General features: G+C 33.9%; 16 protein-coding genes, 1 tRNA gene and 1 riboswitch. Of the genes, 11 read left to right on the top strand and 6 right to left on the bottom strand.

Annotation, left to right across the window (positions count from 1 at the left end):
* The first annotated feature begins 29 nt into the window (after positions 1-29).
* Positions 30-152: a hypothetical protein gene (locus AB8U03_RS08775; protein ID WP_369704172.1), complete on the top strand. Its 123-nt coding sequence runs from the start codon at positions 30-32 to the stop codon at positions 150-152.
* Positions 153-176: 24 nt separating this feature from the next.
* On the opposite strand, the gene AB8U03_RS08770 is transcribed toward AB8U03_RS08775, so the two are convergent.
* The 6 genes from AB8U03_RS08770 to AB8U03_RS08745 all read right to left on the bottom strand — a co-directional run bounded on the left by AB8U03_RS08770 (position 177) and on the right by AB8U03_RS08745 (position 5,848).
* Positions 177-815: an amino acid ABC transporter permease gene (locus AB8U03_RS08770; RefSeq protein ID WP_369704171.1), complete on the bottom strand. Its 639-nt coding sequence runs from the start codon at positions 813-815 to the stop codon at positions 177-179.
* Between the two features lie 20 nt (positions 816-835).
* Complete coding sequence (locus AB8U03_RS08765) at positions 836-1,639, bottom strand: amino acid ABC transporter substrate-binding protein (protein ID WP_369704170.1); 804 nt, start codon at positions 1,637-1,639, stop codon at positions 836-838.
* A gap of 162 nt (positions 1,640-1,801) precedes the next feature.
* The gene (gene thiE / locus AB8U03_RS08760; RefSeq protein WP_369704169.1) at positions 1,802-2,416 is read right to left on the bottom strand and encodes a thiamine phosphate synthase; all 615 of its coding nucleotides are present in this window, start codon (positions 2,414-2,416) and stop codon (positions 1,802-1,804) included.
* Positions 2,407-3,216: a hydroxyethylthiazole kinase gene (gene thiM, locus AB8U03_RS08755; protein ID WP_369704168.1), complete on the bottom strand. Its 810-nt coding sequence runs from the start codon at positions 3,214-3,216 to the stop codon at positions 2,407-2,409. Before thiM ends, thiE begins: the two co-directional genes overlap by 10 nt.
* A 44-nt stretch (positions 3,217-3,260) precedes the next feature.
* The gene (thiD, locus tag AB8U03_RS08750) at positions 3,261-4,064 is read right to left on the bottom strand and encodes a bifunctional hydroxymethylpyrimidine kinase/phosphomethylpyrimidine kinase (protein WP_369704167.1); all 804 of its coding nucleotides are present in this window, start codon (positions 4,062-4,064) and stop codon (positions 3,261-3,263) included.
* A 153-nt stretch (positions 4,065-4,217) separates the two neighbouring features.
* A riboswitch (TPP riboswitch) is annotated at positions 4,218-4,320 on the bottom strand.
* A 97-nt stretch (positions 4,321-4,417) separates the two neighbouring features.
* Entirely contained in the window at positions 4,418-5,848 is a 1,431-nt protein-coding gene (locus AB8U03_RS08745) for an amino acid permease (RefSeq protein WP_369704166.1), read from the bottom strand.
* A 368-nt stretch (positions 5,849-6,216) separates the two neighbouring features.
* Here AB8U03_RS08745 and AB8U03_RS08740 point away from each other — a divergent pair.
* The 10 genes from AB8U03_RS08740 (at position 6,217) to AB8U03_RS08695 (ending at position 17,802) form a co-directional block, all read left to right on the top strand.
* Positions 6,217-6,303, top strand: a tRNA-Leu gene (locus AB8U03_RS08740).
* 316 nt (positions 6,304-6,619) lie between these two features.
* Entirely contained in the window at positions 6,620-7,303 is a 684-nt protein-coding gene (locus AB8U03_RS08735) for a GntR family transcriptional regulator (RefSeq protein WP_369704165.1), read from the top strand.
* Positions 7,304-7,724: 421 nt separating this feature from the next.
* Complete coding sequence (locus tag AB8U03_RS08730) at positions 7,725-9,839, top strand: AAA family ATPase (protein ID WP_369704164.1); 2,115 nt, start codon at positions 7,725-7,727, stop codon at positions 9,837-9,839.
* 51 nt (positions 9,840-9,890) lie between these two features.
* Entirely contained in the window at positions 9,891-10,544 is a 654-nt protein-coding gene (locus AB8U03_RS08725) for an oxalate oxidoreductase subunit delta (protein WP_369704163.1), read from the top strand.
* 31 nt (positions 10,545-10,575) lie between these two features.
* Positions 10,576-10,869: a 4Fe-4S binding protein gene (locus AB8U03_RS08720; RefSeq protein ID WP_369704162.1), complete on the top strand. Its 294-nt coding sequence runs from the start codon at positions 10,576-10,578 to the stop codon at positions 10,867-10,869.
* 52 nt (positions 10,870-10,921) lie between these two features.
* On the top strand, positions 10,922-12,091 hold the full coding sequence (locus AB8U03_RS08715; protein WP_369704161.1) for an oxalate oxidoreductase subunit alpha: 1,170 nt from the start codon (positions 10,922-10,924) through the stop codon (positions 12,089-12,091).
* Between the two features lie 20 nt (positions 12,092-12,111).
* Complete coding sequence (locus AB8U03_RS08710) at positions 12,112-13,056, top strand: oxalate oxidoreductase subunit beta (protein ID WP_369704160.1); 945 nt, start codon at positions 12,112-12,114, stop codon at positions 13,054-13,056.
* A 209-nt stretch (positions 13,057-13,265) separates the two neighbouring features.
* Complete coding sequence (gene oxlT / locus AB8U03_RS08705; RefSeq protein WP_369704159.1) at positions 13,266-14,558, top strand: oxalate/formate MFS antiporter; 1,293 nt, start codon at positions 13,266-13,268, stop codon at positions 14,556-14,558.
* Positions 14,559-14,761: 203 nt separating this feature from the next.
* Positions 14,762-15,091, top strand: a complete 330-nt coding sequence (locus AB8U03_RS08700; protein WP_369704158.1) for a hypothetical protein — start codon at positions 14,762-14,764, stop codon at positions 15,089-15,091.
* 212 nt (positions 15,092-15,303) lie between these two features.
* Positions 15,304-17,802, top strand: a complete 2,499-nt coding sequence (locus AB8U03_RS08695) for an MBL fold metallo-hydrolase (RefSeq protein WP_369704301.1) — start codon at positions 15,304-15,306, stop codon at positions 17,800-17,802.
* The last annotated feature ends 103 nt before the right edge of the window (positions 17,803-17,905 follow it).

The following is a 17,905-nucleotide window of genomic DNA, read 5'->3' as shown; positions in this document are numbered from 1 at the left end:
TCAAGTGATTTTTAGTGGAGGGGGTATGGATGAAGGATATTAATGAATTTAAAATAACAATGGAGATAATAGAAGAATGTTTACAAGAATGTCTTGAAAATAAAGATGGGCATGAAGAAAAGGATAAAGCACGCCCTGTTAGTAATAGATAAGAGCGTGCTTTTCATTATAAAAATTTAATCAATTGAATATTTTTTTTCAAGATGTCTAAAAGCGATGACTAAAATTGAAGTTATAACCAGATATATTACAGCAGCTATTATAAAGGGAGTAATGGTAAAATCACGAGTTACCACTTCCTTTGCTGCTCTTAAAAGATCACCCACTCCAATGGTTGCAACTAAAGCAGAATCCTTTATTAAATTTATACTTTCATTACATACAGGAGGAAGTACATTTCTAGCAGTTTGTGGAATTATTATTTTTGTCATAGTCTGATAATAATTCATTCCTAAAACCTTGGAAGCTTCGTATTGACCCTTATTTATGGATTCAATGCCGGCTCTAAATATTTCCGCCAAATATGCAGCGTAATTTATAGTAAAAGCAATGCTGGCAGCAGCTAAAGGGGATAATCTTATTCCAATTACAGGAAGACCAAAGTAAGCAAAAAATAACTGTAAAAGCAGAGGAGTTCCCCTGAAGATCCAGGTGTATAAACTCAGTAAAGCTCTTAATGGTTTGATCTTAGATGTTTTTCCTACTGCTACTATGCATCCAAGAGGTACTGAGAATATAGCAGTTATAAAAAATAATTCTGCAGTTATTAAACTTCCCTTTAATATAAATCCTGTAATATCCATAAGATCAACCAATTAAATCACATCCTAACCAATTATTTTGCAATTATATCCTTATCAAACCACTTCTGGGATATTTTATCTGCGGTTCCATCTTTTTTCATAGAATCCAGTGCTTCATTCAACTTGTTTTCAAAGGTTGTGTCAGTTTTTCTAATGCCAACACCATAATCTTCCTTTCCAAAATTGTCATCAAGTATTTTATATAATCCAGGTTTTTTCTGTAAATAGTACCTCCCGACAACTTCGTCCACTACAACAGCATCTATACGACCTTGATTCAAATCCAGTAGGGCTTCAGTATTATTTGAATATTTCCTGACCTCTTTTAAGGATTTAGAAGTGGCAGTATCTGACTTCAATGCAGTCTCACTGCTGCTTCCCAGTTGAAGCCCTACAGTTTTACCTGATAAATCTTTCTTGTTTTTTATGTTGGAGTCATTTTTTACCACAATTATTTGCTTATTTTGAAGATATACTTTTGAAAAGGATATCTGTTTTTTCCTGTCATTTGTTATAGTTAGACCATTCCATATAACATCTATGTCTTTGTTTTTTAAACTGAGAATAATACCGTCCCATTCTACGGGTTTAAAGACCACCTTCACCCCCATTTTCTTTGCTGCTGCCTTGGCCATATCTATGTCAAATCCTACAATTTGTCCTTTGGAATCCCTAAATCCCATTGGAGGAAAGCTGTCATCCAGACCTACTACAAACTCACCTTTTGATTTTATATCATCCCAGGATTTATCAGTCTGCTGAGTTTGTCCACATCCTGAAAGCATTGTTCCCACTAGAAAAGCCACAAGGGCTAAAACACCTAACCTTTTTTTCATTTTATTACCTCCCATTAAAATTATAATTACAATAAATATTATAATTTACCGTGATAAATTTGTAAACTGATAAATCTAGAGGAAGGATAATAATTAAATATAAAAAATACCGAGCAAATTATAAGACAGGATATAATTTACTCAGTATTTAGTATTTTTTAGTTAATATTGCCTGAGACTTTGGGCAGCAGCTTTTATATTGCTTTTTCCTAAAATGGCGGATATTACACAAATGCCGTCGACTCCTGTGGACAATATGTCTTTGAAGTTATGTTCATTAATACCTCCTATGGCAACGGCAGGTATGGTTATACTATTGTATATTTTACGGAGCCCTTCTATACCTATAGGAATATCTATGTCTTTTTTAGTTCCAGTATAGAATATGGTGCCTATTCCAATGTAATCTGCACTATTTTTTTCTGCCTCTACAGCTTCTTCTACATTGCCGGCAGATATACCTATTATTTTATCTTTACCTAATATTTTCCTGGCAGCAGTTAGGGGAATATCACTTTGACCAAGATGTACACCATCTGCATCTACAGCTTGAGCTATATCTAATCTGTCGTTTATTATAAAAGGGATTTTATAATGAGTGGTGACTTTCTTGATTTCCAAGGCAATATTGTAAAATTCTTTTGAAGAAATGTCTTTTTCTCTCAGCTGTACCAGAGTAACACCACCTAAAATTGCATCTTCTACAGCCTTGGATAAGTTATCTTCTTTTAATAGGTTTCTGTCTGTAGCAAGATATAAACTATAATCTATTTCCATGTTATTTTTGCACCTTCTTTTAATCTTTGCTCACTTAATTCATATATGCAGTCTATGAGTTTAATTCTGAAGCTTCCAGGGGCAGTGGCTATTTTAAAAGCTTCTTCTCCAGCTATATTCATTGAAAGTATGGCACTTACAGTAGCTGTAAATTTATCTTCGGAAGCTCCACAGGCAGCGCCACAAAGAGCACCTACCATGCAGCCTGATCCGGTAACTTTAGTTAACATTTTTGTTCCGTTTTCAATTATGGCACTATTTTCGCCATTTGTTATGAAATCTTTTTTACCAGTGGCGGCAACTATGCAATTATATTTACGGGATAAGGCTATGCAGCACTCTAAAGCTCCCTCTCCAGTGTCTAAAGAATCAACACCTTTTACCTTGGAAGATTGTCCTGCTAAAAATTTAATTTCTCCTATATTACCTTTTATAACATCAATTTTTCCAACCTGGAGTATCCTATTTATAACTTGGACTTTCTTTGGAATAGCAGCACAAGCTACAGGATCTAACACTACAGGGATATTATGGATTTTTGCAGAAGTACTGGCTAAAATTGCAGCCTCTTCTTGTTCTTTATTGAGAGTCCCTAAATTTACATATAAGGCAGATGATAATTTGACAAAATCAAAAACCTCATCATAGGCTTCACACATAGCAGGCGAAGCGCCATAAGATAAAAGAATATTTGCACAGTCGTTTATGGTAACGTAGTTGGTAATACAATGGACAAGAGGCATTTTATTTCTAACCTCTGATAATGTTTTTGCTACTCTGTCTAAATTTGAATTGTTCAATTTTTAACCTCCTTTAATTTTAATATATTAATTGTAATTTATATTTATTGAAAAGGTATACCAGCTTTTTTATAAATTTCAACAAAATGTCCTACAGGGCCAACGCCACTGCCTATGGGAAATGAATTTTCTATTGCCTTAGTTATATACTGCTTTGATAGTTCTACTGCTCTGTCGATGGTATAGTTTTTAGCCAGATAGGAGGCTATGGCGGAAGATATAGTGCAGCCAGTTCCATGTGTGTTTTTAGTATTTATTCTGTGGCCTTTCAGGGTAAGTATTTTATTATTGTAGAGTAAAATATCATTGGCGTCATTACATCTATGACCTCCTTTTATAAATACATTTTTTACACCTGATTCTTTTATTTTAAAAGCTGCCTCTTCCATTTCACTTTCACTTTTAATTTTTAATCCGGTTAGAACTTCCGCTTCCGGTATATTCGGGGTTACTATATCTGCAATATTTACCATATCTTTTATGGCTGTTTCAGCTTCAGGTTTTAGGAGGAAATACCCACTTTTTGATATCATTACTGGATCCAGTACTATATTTTTAGCCTTATATTCTATTAGGAGCTTTTTTATTACAGATATGGTTTTGCTATTTGAAACCATTCCAATTTTTACTGCATCTACTTTAATGTCATCAAATACAGATCTTATTTGAGCCTCTACAATTTCAGGACTTATATCAAGTACATTCTGTACTCCCACTGTATTTTGTGCTGTAACAGCAGTTATTACACTCATGCCGTATACACCAAGGGCACTCATGGTTTTTAAATCGGCTTGTATTCCGGCTCCGCCTGAGCTGTCAGAGCCTGCAATTGTCAATACTTTTTTCATCTAAAACACCTCTGATTTATATTTATAAAGTGATTCCAGGGTTCAACATTGCTTATCATTCCCGCTTTGAAAAAGCTGTGGATGTTAGCAATGGTAGCCATCGGATAAATATAAAAGGTGTATGCGGAAAAGCATACACCTAATAAAAATCAAAAATTATGTGAAATTGCTTCCCTACGCCAGTTTTACCTGGATCAGGTTCAAAGGGTTAGAGAATATCTCTTCTCAGCTATACAGAGCACCCCCACAAACTATCCTATTTTTAAATTTATTGTACTACAGTAATAAAAATTTGTAAATTAAATTTGTTAATAATAAGAAAAAATAATTATAAAAAACTTTTACTATTAATTTTATTTTCCTAGAATTTCTTGTCCAGAATCTGATTGCCCAGGATTTGGATCTTTAGAATCAGCACTTTTCTTGTTTAAACCAAATATAAAGTAAAAAGCAAATAAAAGTACGAACCAGATAGCTCCTACAACAAGAGAAATCATAGTATCTTTGTTAAAAGCCAACATTACAACGACAAAAGCCAAAAATGCTAGGGTAATCCAGTTTAGATAAGGATAGCCAAACATTGGAAAATGCAGTTTTTTCACCTGATCTGGATTAAGTTTCTTTCTAAATTTCATCTGAGCTATTAAAATTATTCCCCAAACCCAAATCGCACCAAGTGTAGCGACACTTGTTACATAAGTAAATACCTTCCCAGGAGCTAAATAGTTAAGGACGACCCCAATTAAAAGGAAAAATGCAGAAACTATAATACCAGTAGTTGGAACATGAGTTTTACCCAGCTTTCCAAATACTTTTGGTGCTGTTCCCTGCAGGGAAAGATTGTAAAGCATACGTCCGGTACTAAAAATGCCGCTGTTGCAAGAAGATAATGCCGCAGTTAATACTACAAAGTTTATTATACCTGCTGCTGCTGATATACCCAGTTTACTAAAAGTTAAAACAAAAGGACTTCCAGTTGTACCAAGGGTATTCCACGGATAAAGTGACATTATTACAAAAAGTGCTCCTACATAAAATATCAATATTCTCCAGAATACTTTATTGATAGCTGATGGTATCGTTTTCTCGGGATTCTTTGCTTCTCCTGCTGTAACACCGATAAGCTCTGTACCCAAATAAGCAAACATAACCATTGTTACTGCCAGTGCTGGTCCAAATGCTCCTTTAGGGAAAAATCCGCCATGTGTCCATAAATTTGAAATCCCCATAGGTTTTCCGCCATTACCAAGACCAAATACAATCATAAGTAGACCCAATACTATCATTGCAATAATTGTAACTACTTTAATAAGTGCAAACCAGAATTCAAATTCACCATAAGCTTTTACTGCAATTAAATTTACACATGTCATTACAACAAGTGCTGCTAGAGCAGGTATCCACTGGGGCATGGTTGGAATCCAGAATTTAACATATACACCTACCGCGGTAATTTCGGCCATACATGTTACCACCCACATGAACCAGTATGTCCATCCAGTCATGTAACCTGCCAATGGTCCTATGAATTCGTTGGCATAGGCACTAAAGGATCCAGAAACAGGATAGGAAGTTGCCAGCTCACCTAAGGCCCTCATTATGATAAACATAGCAAACCCAGCTATAACATAAACGAATAGAATTGCCGGTCCAGCCGTTTGAATAGCAGTAGCAGATCCTAGAAATAAACCTACACCAATTGCTCCGCCTAGGGCAATTAACTGAATATGACGTTCTTCTAGACCACGTTCGAGATTTTCATTTAACGCATCTTTTTTACTCATAGTATTCCTCCTTAGTAGTTAGATAGACTCTATAATAAGTAATAAAAAATATTTGATTGAATTTAAGTCACCTCCGTTAGTCATCATACACTATTTAGAATATTCTTAAATAAATAGTATCATATTTTTTATTTATTCACAACTACTATTTCAAATTTCTGTGAATTAACAATTATTTTAGATTTAAATTATATTATTTAAAAAAATATATAAATAGTCTAGTAAAAATCATATATTATTTTAAAATACAAATGTATTATGAAAATAAAATTCATTTTTAAAATTATTCTAAGAAATAGGACAAATTTGGATTTTATAACTACCCCTTGACCTTAAATAATATTTATGATATTATATCTTTGTTACATGCCGAAGTGGTGGAATTGGCAGACGCAACGGACTCAAAATCCGTCGATAGTGATATCATGCGGGTTCGACTCCCGCCTCCGGCACCATAATAATTATACATAAATACTTAAAAGCGCTTTGAATATTCTATTCAAAGCGCTTTTAAGTATTTTAATATAAAAATGAACTCTCATATTAAAGATATTTTTATAGATTAGGAATAATTTCAATTTTATCATCATAATTATTTTATATACAGATTTTTTCATTCAGGATCAATCTATTGATTACAAGAAAGAATATAGTAATGAATTTTATATTTGAAATAAATGGTATATTATATTTCACTTGCATTTAATATACTGGGGGAATTATAATTAATTATATAGAATTAATTAAAAAGTTTTGAGGGAGGTAATGCAAGTGGAATATCAATTTTCACCCATAAGATTTGATAACAGGGGTTATATTAGAGATTCGGTATTTTCTATTTTGCGAAATGCAATATTGGACGGAAAATTGGAACCAGGTCAGCGATTAGTGGAACGTAATATTGCAGATCAGTTGAGAATAAGCAGGACTCCGGTACGCGAAGCAATTCGTCAACTCCAATATGAAAGGCTGGTAACCTATATTCCACGTAAAGGTGTAGTGGTTTCGGGGTTTAGTAAGGATGATATTGAGGAAATTCAGCTTATTAGAACTACACTGGAAGCATTGAGCTGCAGTATTGCAGCTGTGAAAATTAGTAATAAGGAATTAGATTATCTAACTTCAATTATTAACCAGATATCAGATGAATGCGAAAAGGGAAACAATGGAAAACTGAGTTCGTTGAATAAAAAATTTCATGAATGTATCTGGAAAGCGGCGGATAGTCCTCATTTATATTATTTCATAAACACACTTTGTGAATATGTCAATAAATTCACTCATTTAACTTACACTAAACCTGGTAGAATTGAAGAAGTAGTATTAGAGCATAATGAAATAATTGATGCTTTACAAAAACATGATGGTTCAGCTGCCTATGAGGCCATGAAAAAGCATGCGGAAAAATCCGGAGAAATATTTCTTAAAATGGCTTATGCAGATAAAAAGCATTGATTATGCTGTAATGCTTATGTATTTTGATGAAAATAATTATAGTGGAATTGTGGTTTTTTATATATAGGAGATTAAATACTGACTAAAAATATTCTAAAAATATTCTGAAAATTTGTTGAAATTAATATCAAAGGGTGATATAATAAAAATTGGAAAAGTTAATATTTACACTGTGAGAGTTACAGATAATATATAAACATATAGTTGTTAATGGAATTAATAAAGGCAATAGTCTTATATCAATATGGTATACCGTATACCATATTGACACAAGAATAAATTTGATTTTACATTGATTCTATTATAATCAGTGAGGATAATAGGTAAAAGGTATACATTATTGATTAATGGTATACCGTATACCATTAATTATAATTTGATATAATTGATACTCGCTCTAGAACACCAGGAGGTAAATAAAATGGCTGGGCTTAATTCTGTTAAATTGAAAGTTAAAGAAGGGTTAGTGGAGGATTCTCGTAAGGGTATTGTGAGAATAAATCGAGAGGATATGGAACAATTAGGCGTGGATACTGGAGATGTTATAAGCATAAGAGGTAAAAGAACTACTGCAGCAAAGGTTTATCCATCTTTTAATGATATTTACGGTAGTCCATTAGTTCAGATGGATGGGATAATTAGACACAATGCTGGTGTGGGAATAAACAATGAAGTAACAGTGAGTAAAACTGAAGTGAAAATAGCACGCAAGGTGGTACTTTCTCCACTTGAAAACTTTTCTGATTGGACACAAGAAGATGAAGAGGAAATAAAGAGTATATTGAGAGGAATGCCAATGATCTGTGAAGATGAATTATCCTTAATCCTTTTTGGCAGCAGCGAGCGTGGCTTTCTTGTAAGTGGAACAGCGCCATCGGGAGTTGTCAAAGTGAATAAGGAAACTGATATTATTTTTGTACAACCAGAGCTTGGCACTACTGGATCAAGAATTACATATGAAGACATAGGTGGATTAAATGAACAGGTTCAAAAAATAAGAGAAATTGTGGAGTTACCTTTAAAATATCCAAATGTGTTTAAAAAATTAGGTATTGAGCCACCTAAAGGTATATTGCTTTATGGTCCTCCGGGTACAGGAAAAACTTTAATTGCCAGAGCAGTAGCTTCTGAGACAAAGGCTTATTTTGTCCATGTAAATGGACCGGAAATAATGAATAAGTTTTATGGGGAAAGTGAGGCCAAACTGCGAGAAATTTTTAAAGAGGCTAAAAGTCGATCACCAAGTATAATTTTTTTAGATGAATTGGACTCAATTGCACCAAGGCGAGAAGATGTACATGGTGAGGTTGAAAAAAGAGTAGTGGCCCAACTTCTTGCACTTATGGATGGATTGGAAAGTCGGGGGCAAGTTGTTGTAATTGGTGCCACCAATATACCTGATTCATTAGATCCGGCACTTAGACGTGCAGGAAGGTTTGATAGAGAAATTGCCATTATGCCTCCAAATAAAGAGGGAAGGCTTAAAATATTACAGATTCATACAAGAGCTATGCCACTTGATAAAGATGTAAAATTGGGCCGATTGGCTAAAATAACTTATGGATTTGTTGGATCAGATCTTTCAGCTTTGTGTAAAGAAGCTGGAATGATAGCATTGAGAAAGATATTACCAAAAATCACAGAGGGTAATAATATTCCTTATTTTAAGGTTTCAATGGATAATTTTACTGATGCACTAAGAGAAATTCAGCCTTCATCTACCAGGGAATATTATTCAGAAATTCCAGATATAAAATGGAAGGATATAGGAGGACTAAAAAAGACTAAAGAGATTTTGCAGACTTTAGTAGAACTTCCGCTTCATCATCCTGATTTGTGTCAGAAATATAAGTTTATGCCGCCTAAAGGTATTTTGTTGACAGGCCCTTCAGGTACAGGTAAAACCATGTTGGCAAATGCTGCTGGAAACTCTGCAAAAGTAAATTTTATAATCATAAATGGTCTTACATTAGATTCCCATTGGAGGGGAGAGGCAGAAAAGGCCTTACATGATATATTTGTTAAAGCTAAACAAACTGCTCCTTGTATTTTGTTTTTCGATGAATTGGATGGTATTGTCCGTTCTCGTTCCTCGGGGGCAAGTAATTTAAAAGACAGGCTTATAAGTCAACTCATATTAGAATTTGACGGTTTAGAAAAAATCCAGGGAGTTACGGTATTAGCTGCCACTAATAGAATAGATTTAATTGATCCCGTTTTATTCAGGGAAGGGCGCTTTGAATATATTTTGGAACTGCCTTTACCAGAAATTGACGAAAGGGAATCTATTTTAAAAATTCATTCCCAAGATTTGCCTATATCTGAAGATATAAATTTCAGACAGCTGGCTGAGGACACCAAGGGGATGAGTGGTGCAGAATTGGCCACCTTATGTCATAAGTCTTCATTTATAGCACTTATGTTGGCAATAAAAAATGGTTTGAAAGTAAAGATAAATCAAGATATCTTTAATCAGGCCATTGCTGAAATAAATAGACAAAAGAAATTTGGGGAGGTGATTAAGACAAAATCTTAACATTTAAATTCAGCATAATGTTAACCATTAAAGAAAGGAAGGTGGAACAAGGTGTCAAGTCAAAATTTGTTTGATGAACCAGGGTTAAGGCAAATTACAGTTTGGGGTAGAGGAGTTTATGAAAACAAAGAGGCTCGTGATGTAGTGGTTTCTTTAACTGAAGCTTCTGCAATAGAAGGTAAATATGTTCAAGCATGGGAGGATTATGTTGATCTTCCCGATCGTATCTATGTTCCAGTAAGGGCATATGGTAAAATCAGTCCTCAGGAAATTGAGTCCAAGTATGTTTATGAAAATGAAGCTCCTGATATTGTGGTACTTACAGAAGAAACTCTTGTAAAAGGTGTGGATATTTTATCAGGAATAAAACCAGGAGCTGTTCTTGTAATAAATACAAAACGTTTACCAGAATATCTATTTGGATTTATTAAAAAGAATACAGAAAATCTTTCAAAAATTGTTACAGTGGATGCAAATAGCCTGTCAAAATCTATTATTACTCTTTCCGGAGCTGAAGGTGCTACAGATGCATCTGGAATAGGAAAAGGTATTGGTGCTGCGTTAGCTGCTGCTGTTGTCAAAGGTACAGAAATTGTACAATTTGATAATTTACTTAAGATCATTGCCAATAAGAGTGCTGCAAAGAAAGCTTATAAACAAGCAGTTGTTGTAGATGTAAATACTATACCGAAAGCTTCTGTTTAACGATTAAAAAATATTAAGGAGGTGCTGTAAAATGGCTGTACCATATGAAAAAATTCCCTTTGCAGGAACCGTGCCTTCCCCTCAAAAAGAAAATGAAGGTATGATTACCGGCAGTTGGCGTACTAGAAGGCCAATATTGGATGCTGAAAAATGTGTAGAATGTCAAACTTGTTGGATTAGCTGCCCTGATTCTTGCGTCAACCTTATGACCGAGGATAGCCCTATTACTTTTAATTTAAAATATTGTAAGGGTTGTGGAGTTTGTGCTGAGGAGTGCCCTGTAGGAGCAATTACTTTAGTACCTGAATTGGATTTTAAAGATTAAGTTTATATTTAACAGGAGGTGAATTAAATTAATGAAAACCAATATAAAAAGAATGTCAGGATGCGTGGCAACGGCTAACGCAATTAAATTGGCTAATGTGGATGTTATCTGTTCATATCCTATTCGCCCATATACTGGAATTATGTCGGAATTGGCAAGGATGGTGGCAGATGGAGAGTTAGATGCTGAATTTGTTCTCGGTGAAGGAGAACATGGACAGTTGAGTGTTGTCTATGGTGCTTCAGCTGCTGGAGCCCGAGCTTTTACAGGTAGTTCAGGAGTAGGTGTAACCTATGCAATGGAAGTGTATTCTCCAATTTCGGGTGAAAGACTTCCGCTTCAGATGGCAATTGCTGACCGTACCTTGGATCCTCCAGGTGATTTTGGGTCCGAACACACAGATGCTATGTGCTGCCGTGACCAGGGATGGATTCAAGGCTGGGCTTCTACTCCTCAGGAAGCTTTGGATGTAAGCCTTATGTATTATCGTATTGGTGAAGATCCACGTGTTCTTTTACCACAATATGCATGTCAGGATGGATACTTCGTATCTCATATTCTTGGTGAGGTTGATGTGCCATCACAGGAACAGGTCAATGCATTTTTACCGCCTTATAAAAATCATCACGTGCTGGATACAAAAAATCCTATGATTATTGGACCACAGATGGAACCTGAAATGGGCCCTGGAACTCAGTATCAACGACATATGGCTGTAGAAGGAGTATACAAAGTATTTGAAGAAGTTCATGAAGAATTTGCTGATATTTTTGGACGTAAATATGATCCTTGGCTTGAAGAATATATGACTGAGGATGCTGAATCGGTTATCTTTTTACAAGGAGGACATGCCGAAACAGCTAAAAATGTTGCAAAACATTTGAGAAATCTTGGTGAAAAAGTTGGTGTAGTCCGACTGCGTACAGTACGTCCTTTCCCTACTAAACAGGTACGGGAAGTCCTGAGTAAATTTAAAGTTGTAGGTGTAGTTGACAACTCAGTCAATTTTGGAATTTCCTGTGGAGCAGGTGTTTTATTAACTGAAGTTAGAGCAGCTTTATATAACAATGACAAGAAAGTAGAGACAATCGGATTTGTTGCAGGGTTAGGTGGTTCTATGATTACTCAAGACGAATTTTATAAAATTTTTAATATAATGAAGAATGTGATTAAAACTGGAAGAAATGAAAAACAGAGCTATTGGTCGCCATTTGAATTGTAAATATGAAAGGAGGAAGTTAAGTGTTAGAACAAATTAAATCTATTAAAAAAGCACCAAAAGAGGAATATTATGTTCCAGGTCATCGTACTTGTGCTGGATGTGGGCCAGCGCTTCAATATAGATTAGTGGCTAAAGCAGCAGGAAAAAATACAATTTTTATTGGACCTACAGGTTGTATGTATGTTGCAAATACCAGTTATGGATGTGGACCTTGGGCTGTCCCATGGATACATGCACAAATTACTAATGGCGGAGGAGTTGCATCTGGAATATCATCAGCATTTAAAGCTATGATACGTAAACATGAAACGGATGCAGAATACCCTAATATTATTGTCATGGCCGGTGATGGTGGTACTGCTGACATTGGAATTCAATCTCTATCTGCAGCATTTTATCGCGGACACAATATAGTATTTATCTGCTATGATAATGAATCCTATGCCAATACCGGTATTCAGGCTTCTCCTACTACTCCTTATGGTGCCTGGACTACTTTCACTCCAGCTGGTCCTGTAGTCCCAGAAGGTAGAAAACTCATGCCTAAGGATATTACTAAGGTTATGGCTCATGGACATCCTGAATTAAAATACCTGGGTACTGCATCAGTAGGGTATCCATTGGATCTAATGAATAAAGTACGTAAAGCCTGTAATGCTGATGGACCAGCTTTTCTCTACATTCACGCACCATGTCCAAAAGGCTGGAGCTTCCCGGCAGAAAAAACAGTTGAAATTGCCAAGTTGGCAGTTGAAACTGGTATGGTGCAATTATATGAACTTGTAGAGAATCAATACAAACTAACCTATAAACCTGCTAAATTGAAACCAGTTAGTGAATATATAAAATATCAGGGACGTTTTAGCCATCTGCAGCCTGAACATATTGAAAAACTTCAGGAATTTGCAAATCAACGTATGAAAGAAGTTGGAATAGAATACCGTGTACCTCCAGTAGCAGAATAATAAATTTTAAATATAATATAATATAATATATAATAGTACCATAATTTGTAATGTACTTGGTAAAGTTTTACCCCCGGATTGGTTTACTAACTCCGGGGTTCTAATTAATAAAAAAAGTAAGGTGATAAAAAAGTAAGTATTATTAATTATTTCATTAATTTAAATCTGGATCTTTGATAATTAAATATGAATTTAAGGAGGAATAATGCATGAATAATGTTGACGAGATGAAAGTTAAAAATATCAATGCATATGGCTCAATCTTGGGTAATCGTTGGGTTCAGTTGATTGCCGCTGTTATAGCTATGGTAATGATTGCTAATCTCCAATATGCTTGGACTTTGTTTACTACTCCATTAGTTGCACAATTAAAGTCATCTCTGACTGTCATTCAATATGCTTTTACCTTATTTATTATGTTTGAAACGTTTGTACAGCCGGCGGGAGGTTATCTGCTTGATAGATTTGGTTCAAAGTTAATGTTTATTATTGCCGGTTTATTGATTGGGTCTGGTTGGAGCATGATGGGACAGGTAAATTCCGTTACTGGTTTGTATTTTTCTTATGCTATGGCAGGAGTTGGTGCAGCAATTATTTATGGCGGATGTGTCAGTGTAGCAATCCGTTGGTTTCCGGATCGACGGGGTATGGCTTCTGGTATAATAGCAGGTGCCTTTGGATTGGGCTCAATGCCATTTGTTCCTGTAATCGATAACTTATTGCAAAGCAGTGGTGTTACAAAAGCATTTATGGTTACTGGGATATTACAAGGTATTGTAATTATAATTGTAGCCTTGATTTTACGCTATCCGGTTGGATCAAAGATGCCTAATAAAAAAGAAGAAATTGCAAAATTAGATCAATCAAAAATCGGATTTAGTCCTCTGCAAATGCTAAAAACCCCAAATTTTTGGATTATATGGTCCATGTTCTTTTCTATTAGCGTGGGTGGACTTATTATTACAGCTAATACAAAACCTTTTGGAAAGGAAATGGGTATAGCTTCTTCGGTTATTGTACTGGCAGTTATGTTGAATAGCCTTGCCAATGGAATAGGTCGAATTTTCTGGGGATGGATTTCAGATAGACTAGGTCGTCCTAAAACTATGTTTATATCTTTCGGTCTAAATGCAATATTTTTGTTTGTTTTACCTATTATAGGTGGTAACAATATTTTATATATAGTTTGTTTAATGTTTATAATGTTTACTTGGGGACAGCTCTTTTCTCTATTTCCACCAACTAATGCTGATGTATTCGGTTCCACCTATGCCGCTACCAATTATGGCTTTTTATATAGTGGCAAAGGAATAGCTTCTATTTTAGGTGGTGGTCTCGGAGCATATCTAGCTAGCTCCTTTGGATGGAATGTTGTATTTTCCTGTGCTGCAATACTTTCACTATATGCCTGTATAATGTCACTGGTTTTGCCTCGCATACCAAAACCAGTGAAAAAACAACCTGTTGTAAGTAAGGAAGAAACTACTAAAACCACCACTTAGTGTTCAATTAAGAATATTTTTTAAAACTGCTTTGTTTCTACTCCTCACTCTACATTTACAGTATATCATAAGACACTTATGATTTCAATAGTATTTGGTATACCAAATACCCATTTTAGTAAAGGATATGCTGTAAACTGTTTAAAAATACTGGTTTATTATACAAAATAAGTATAATTATAAGAAGATGGGAGGAGTTAATAATGTTGAAACAACTAGAGGATGAGGGATTTGAAGATTTTATAAGAGATGGTTTTTATTCGGTGGTAGGTTTTTATTATCCCTCTGCAAAAAACAGAGATGAAATGTTGAATGCTATGGAGGAATTCTCAAAAAAACATGGAAATGTAGCATCCGCTGTTATGGACATTACAGGAAAAAGTGTACCAGAGGAATATGGAATTGGAGAAGATGAAAGTCCTATTGTGGTTGTATTTAAACAAGGCAATGCATTTAAAACCGTTACTAATTTTTCAGTTAAAAATATTGCAAATGCAATTACGCCTCCTGGAAAAAATATAACATTACAATAAGGGATGATCAATTGGAAATTCAGTTTTAGAACATGTATTATCATTAAGGTATAGCTTTATTTTAAGCTGTACCTTGTTTTTTAATGTAGACAAAATATAGTTTGATTATTTTGTGCTTAATATATAATAATAATATATATTAAGCACTTGATAGAAATTATAATTGGCAGAAACCAATCAATATGGAATTAGAGAAGGGAGAAAAGAGAAATATGGATGTTTCATTTTTAGGAGGAGCCCGTGAAGTGGGAGGCAGCTGTATACTCTTAAAAATATATAATAAAAATATATTATTGGATTGTGGTATAAGGCAAAGCTCTTCTAAAGATGCTTTACCTGATTTTAAATTAGTTCAGGATAGTGGAGGTGTTGATGCTATAATTATAAGCCATGCCCACATGGATCATATAGGTTCACTCCCTATGATAAGCAAGGAGTATCCAGAGGCTAGAATATATACAACTAAGATGACAAAAGATTTAATGAAAGTATTGATTTATGACAGTTTAAAAATTATGAACAACAGAGAAGGCGAAATCCCCCTTTATGCAGAAGGGGATGTTATTAGTATGCTAAATCATGTGTTCCCAATTAACTATATGGTTAAATTTCCAATATTTAAAAACATAGTTCTCACTTTTTATACCGCAGGACATATAGCAGGAGCTGCCTGTATTTATATTACTACACCGGAGGGTTCATTTTTTTATTCCGGAGATTTTTCCCTGTTTTCACAAAAAACTGTGGAAGGATTAAAGGTACCAAAGTTGACACCAGATGTGGCAATTTTCGAATCCACTTACGGAGACAGGCTCCATTCAAATAGGGAAGTGGAAGAGGAAAAACTTATTGACATAATAAATGAATGCAGCAGAAAAAGAGGTAAAATGCTTATTCCGGCATTTGCCCTTGGAAGGGCACAGGAAGTAATCCTTATTTTAAAAAAGGCAATTAATAAAAAAATAGTGAAAAATATTAAAGTTTATGTAGATGGAATGATAAGAGATATAAATAGAACTTATAAATTAAATCCGCTCTATCTTAAAAATTCCTTGGGGAAAAAGATATTAAAAGGTAATGAACCATTTTATGATGATAATATAATTGCATTGGATAATAATGAAATCAGGAAAAACATATTGGAAAATCAGGAGCCCTGTGTGATAGTAGCAAGTTCAGGTATGCTTACAGGGGGATTCAGTCAGTATTATGCAGAAAAGATAGCTCCAATGGAAGAGGGTTATATAGTTATAACAGGCTACCAGGACGAAGAATCTCCTGGAAGAAAATTATTGGATCTTTTAAAAGATGAAGAAGATAAAAAATTGTGTATAAATGAAAAAACTGTTGAAGTAAATTGTGATGTGAAAAAAATAGGACTTTCAGCCCACAGTGATAAATCTGAAATAAAATCTCTAATCCACTTTTTAAATCCAAGGAATATATTTATTGTTCATGGAGGTGAAAAGGTAGTGGAAGGTTTTTCCAAGGAACTTTTTTCAGAGGTAAATGGAAGAGTGTATGCCCCTAAATGTGGAGAAAGCTATGAAATCAATATACATAAACCTCGAAAACAATGGAGAAAATATATAGATAAAATTATGAATTCTTATGAAGAATTGGATGAATTTAATGTAGAAAATCTATGGAAATTTGTGCTTAGTAATTATAATAAAAGGTTATTTACATTGGAAGAACTTTTTTATATATGGAAAGGGAATAATAAATTAAAAAATACTTTTGAGGATTTTCAGAAAATTATAATTGAGTCCCATTATTTTGAAAGTGACAGTAAAAGATTATTTTTGTTTAGCTGTAAAGGAAAAGAAAAAGTACAGGAAAGTATGGATAAAAATGAGCTTAAACCAAATGAATTGAGAGAACTTGTATATAAGTATTTTAATGAGTTTCACTTTAAAAAAGCCAGCTATATGTATGATGAGAAAAAAGTTGTTCTGAATTTTGATTTTCCAGCTGTGATCAGTGGGAATATATATGATGTAATGAAAAAATTTCAAGAAGAATTGGGATGGAAAGTGAAGATAAACAATATAGTAAATATAAACGAAGCTTCTAAAGTGGTGAAAAAATTTTTTCAGCAAGATCATATTAAAAAAATATCGTATAGGCTGGAGAAAAATGAAGTCGTAGTAACCTTGGATTCTGTATTGAATATAGCAGAAAGTAGATTGACTGAATTTAAAAATATTACAGGACTTGACATTCTGCTTAAGGTGCCTGAGGTTTTCGCAGGAGAAAGTTCAGATAATATAATTATAAAGACTTATGATAAATGTAAAACTGTAGAACAAAACCAGGCTCTAAAATTAATTGATGAATCTTTTTATAGAGAAGAATTTAGACCATATAAAAAAAGTGTAAAATCCTATTTGAAAAAAAAATATATAGAACTTTCTTTTATAAGCCCTGTAATAGGGAAAAAATATGAAAAAAATATTGAAAAAATAGCAAACAGTATAGGATGGGATATAAGTATATCAAGCAGTGCAAATCAAAATGAAATAATAAAAATTGCATTAGAACTTTGTAAAGGAAAAGACATAATATTAAAGAAAAATCCAGCCTTTAATAATTTTGACCTGAGTGTGGAATTGAAAATTGAAAACAACTGTCAAGAGATTAATAATAAAAAATTAAATATGATAAAGGATGAATTTGAACGTAAAACCGGTTGTGTACTAAAATGGTAACGGTGAATGTAAAATACAGCTCCTTACATTGAATATGACAAACATAAAATAATTTATAGAAAATTTAGACAAAATATGATAATATTATATATGAATTATAGGG

The sequence above is a fragment of the Clostridium moutaii genome (assembly GCF_041205085.1).
Taxonomy (GTDB): Bacteria; Bacillota; Clostridia; order Clostridiales; family Clostridiaceae; genus Clostridium_B; species Clostridium_B moutaii.
This window is presented reverse-complemented; position numbering and strand designations above follow the sequence as displayed.

Excerpts from the sequence above, each read along its gene's own strand:
- AB8U03_RS08745 (WP_369704166.1), bottom strand. The coding sequence starts at position 5,848 with ATGAGTAAAAAAGATGCGTTAAATGAAAATCTCGAACGTGGTCTAGAA.
- AB8U03_RS08695 (WP_369704301.1), top strand. The coding sequence starts at position 15,304 with ATGGATGTTTCATTTTTAGGAGGAGCCCGTGAAGTGGGAGGCAGCTGT.
- thiE (WP_369704169.1), bottom strand. The coding sequence starts at position 2,416 with ATGGAAATAGATTATAGTTTATATCTTGCTACAGACAGAAACCTATTA.
- AB8U03_RS08720 (WP_369704162.1), top strand. The coding sequence starts at position 10,576 with ATGGCTGTACCATATGAAAAAATTCCCTTTGCAGGAACCGTGCCTTCC.
- AB8U03_RS08715 (WP_369704161.1), top strand. The coding sequence starts at position 10,922 with ATGTCAGGATGCGTGGCAACGGCTAACGCAATTAAATTGGCTAATGTG.
- AB8U03_RS08775 (WP_369704172.1), top strand. The coding sequence starts at position 30 with ATGAAGGATATTAATGAATTTAAAATAACAATGGAGATAATAGAAGAA.
- AB8U03_RS08765 (WP_369704170.1), bottom strand. The coding sequence starts at position 1,639 with ATGAAAAAAAGGTTAGGTGTTTTAGCCCTTGTGGCTTTTCTAGTGGGA.
- thiD (WP_369704167.1), bottom strand. The coding sequence starts at position 4,064 with ATGAAAAAAGTATTGACAATTGCAGGCTCTGACAGCTCAGGCGGAGCC.
- AB8U03_RS08700 (WP_369704158.1), top strand. The coding sequence starts at position 14,762 with ATGTTGAAACAACTAGAGGATGAGGGATTTGAAGATTTTATAAGAGAT.
- oxlT (WP_369704159.1), top strand. The coding sequence starts at position 13,266 with ATGAATAATGTTGACGAGATGAAAGTTAAAAATATCAATGCATATGGC.
- AB8U03_RS08730 (WP_369704164.1), top strand. The coding sequence starts at position 7,725 with ATGGCTGGGCTTAATTCTGTTAAATTGAAAGTTAAAGAAGGGTTAGTG.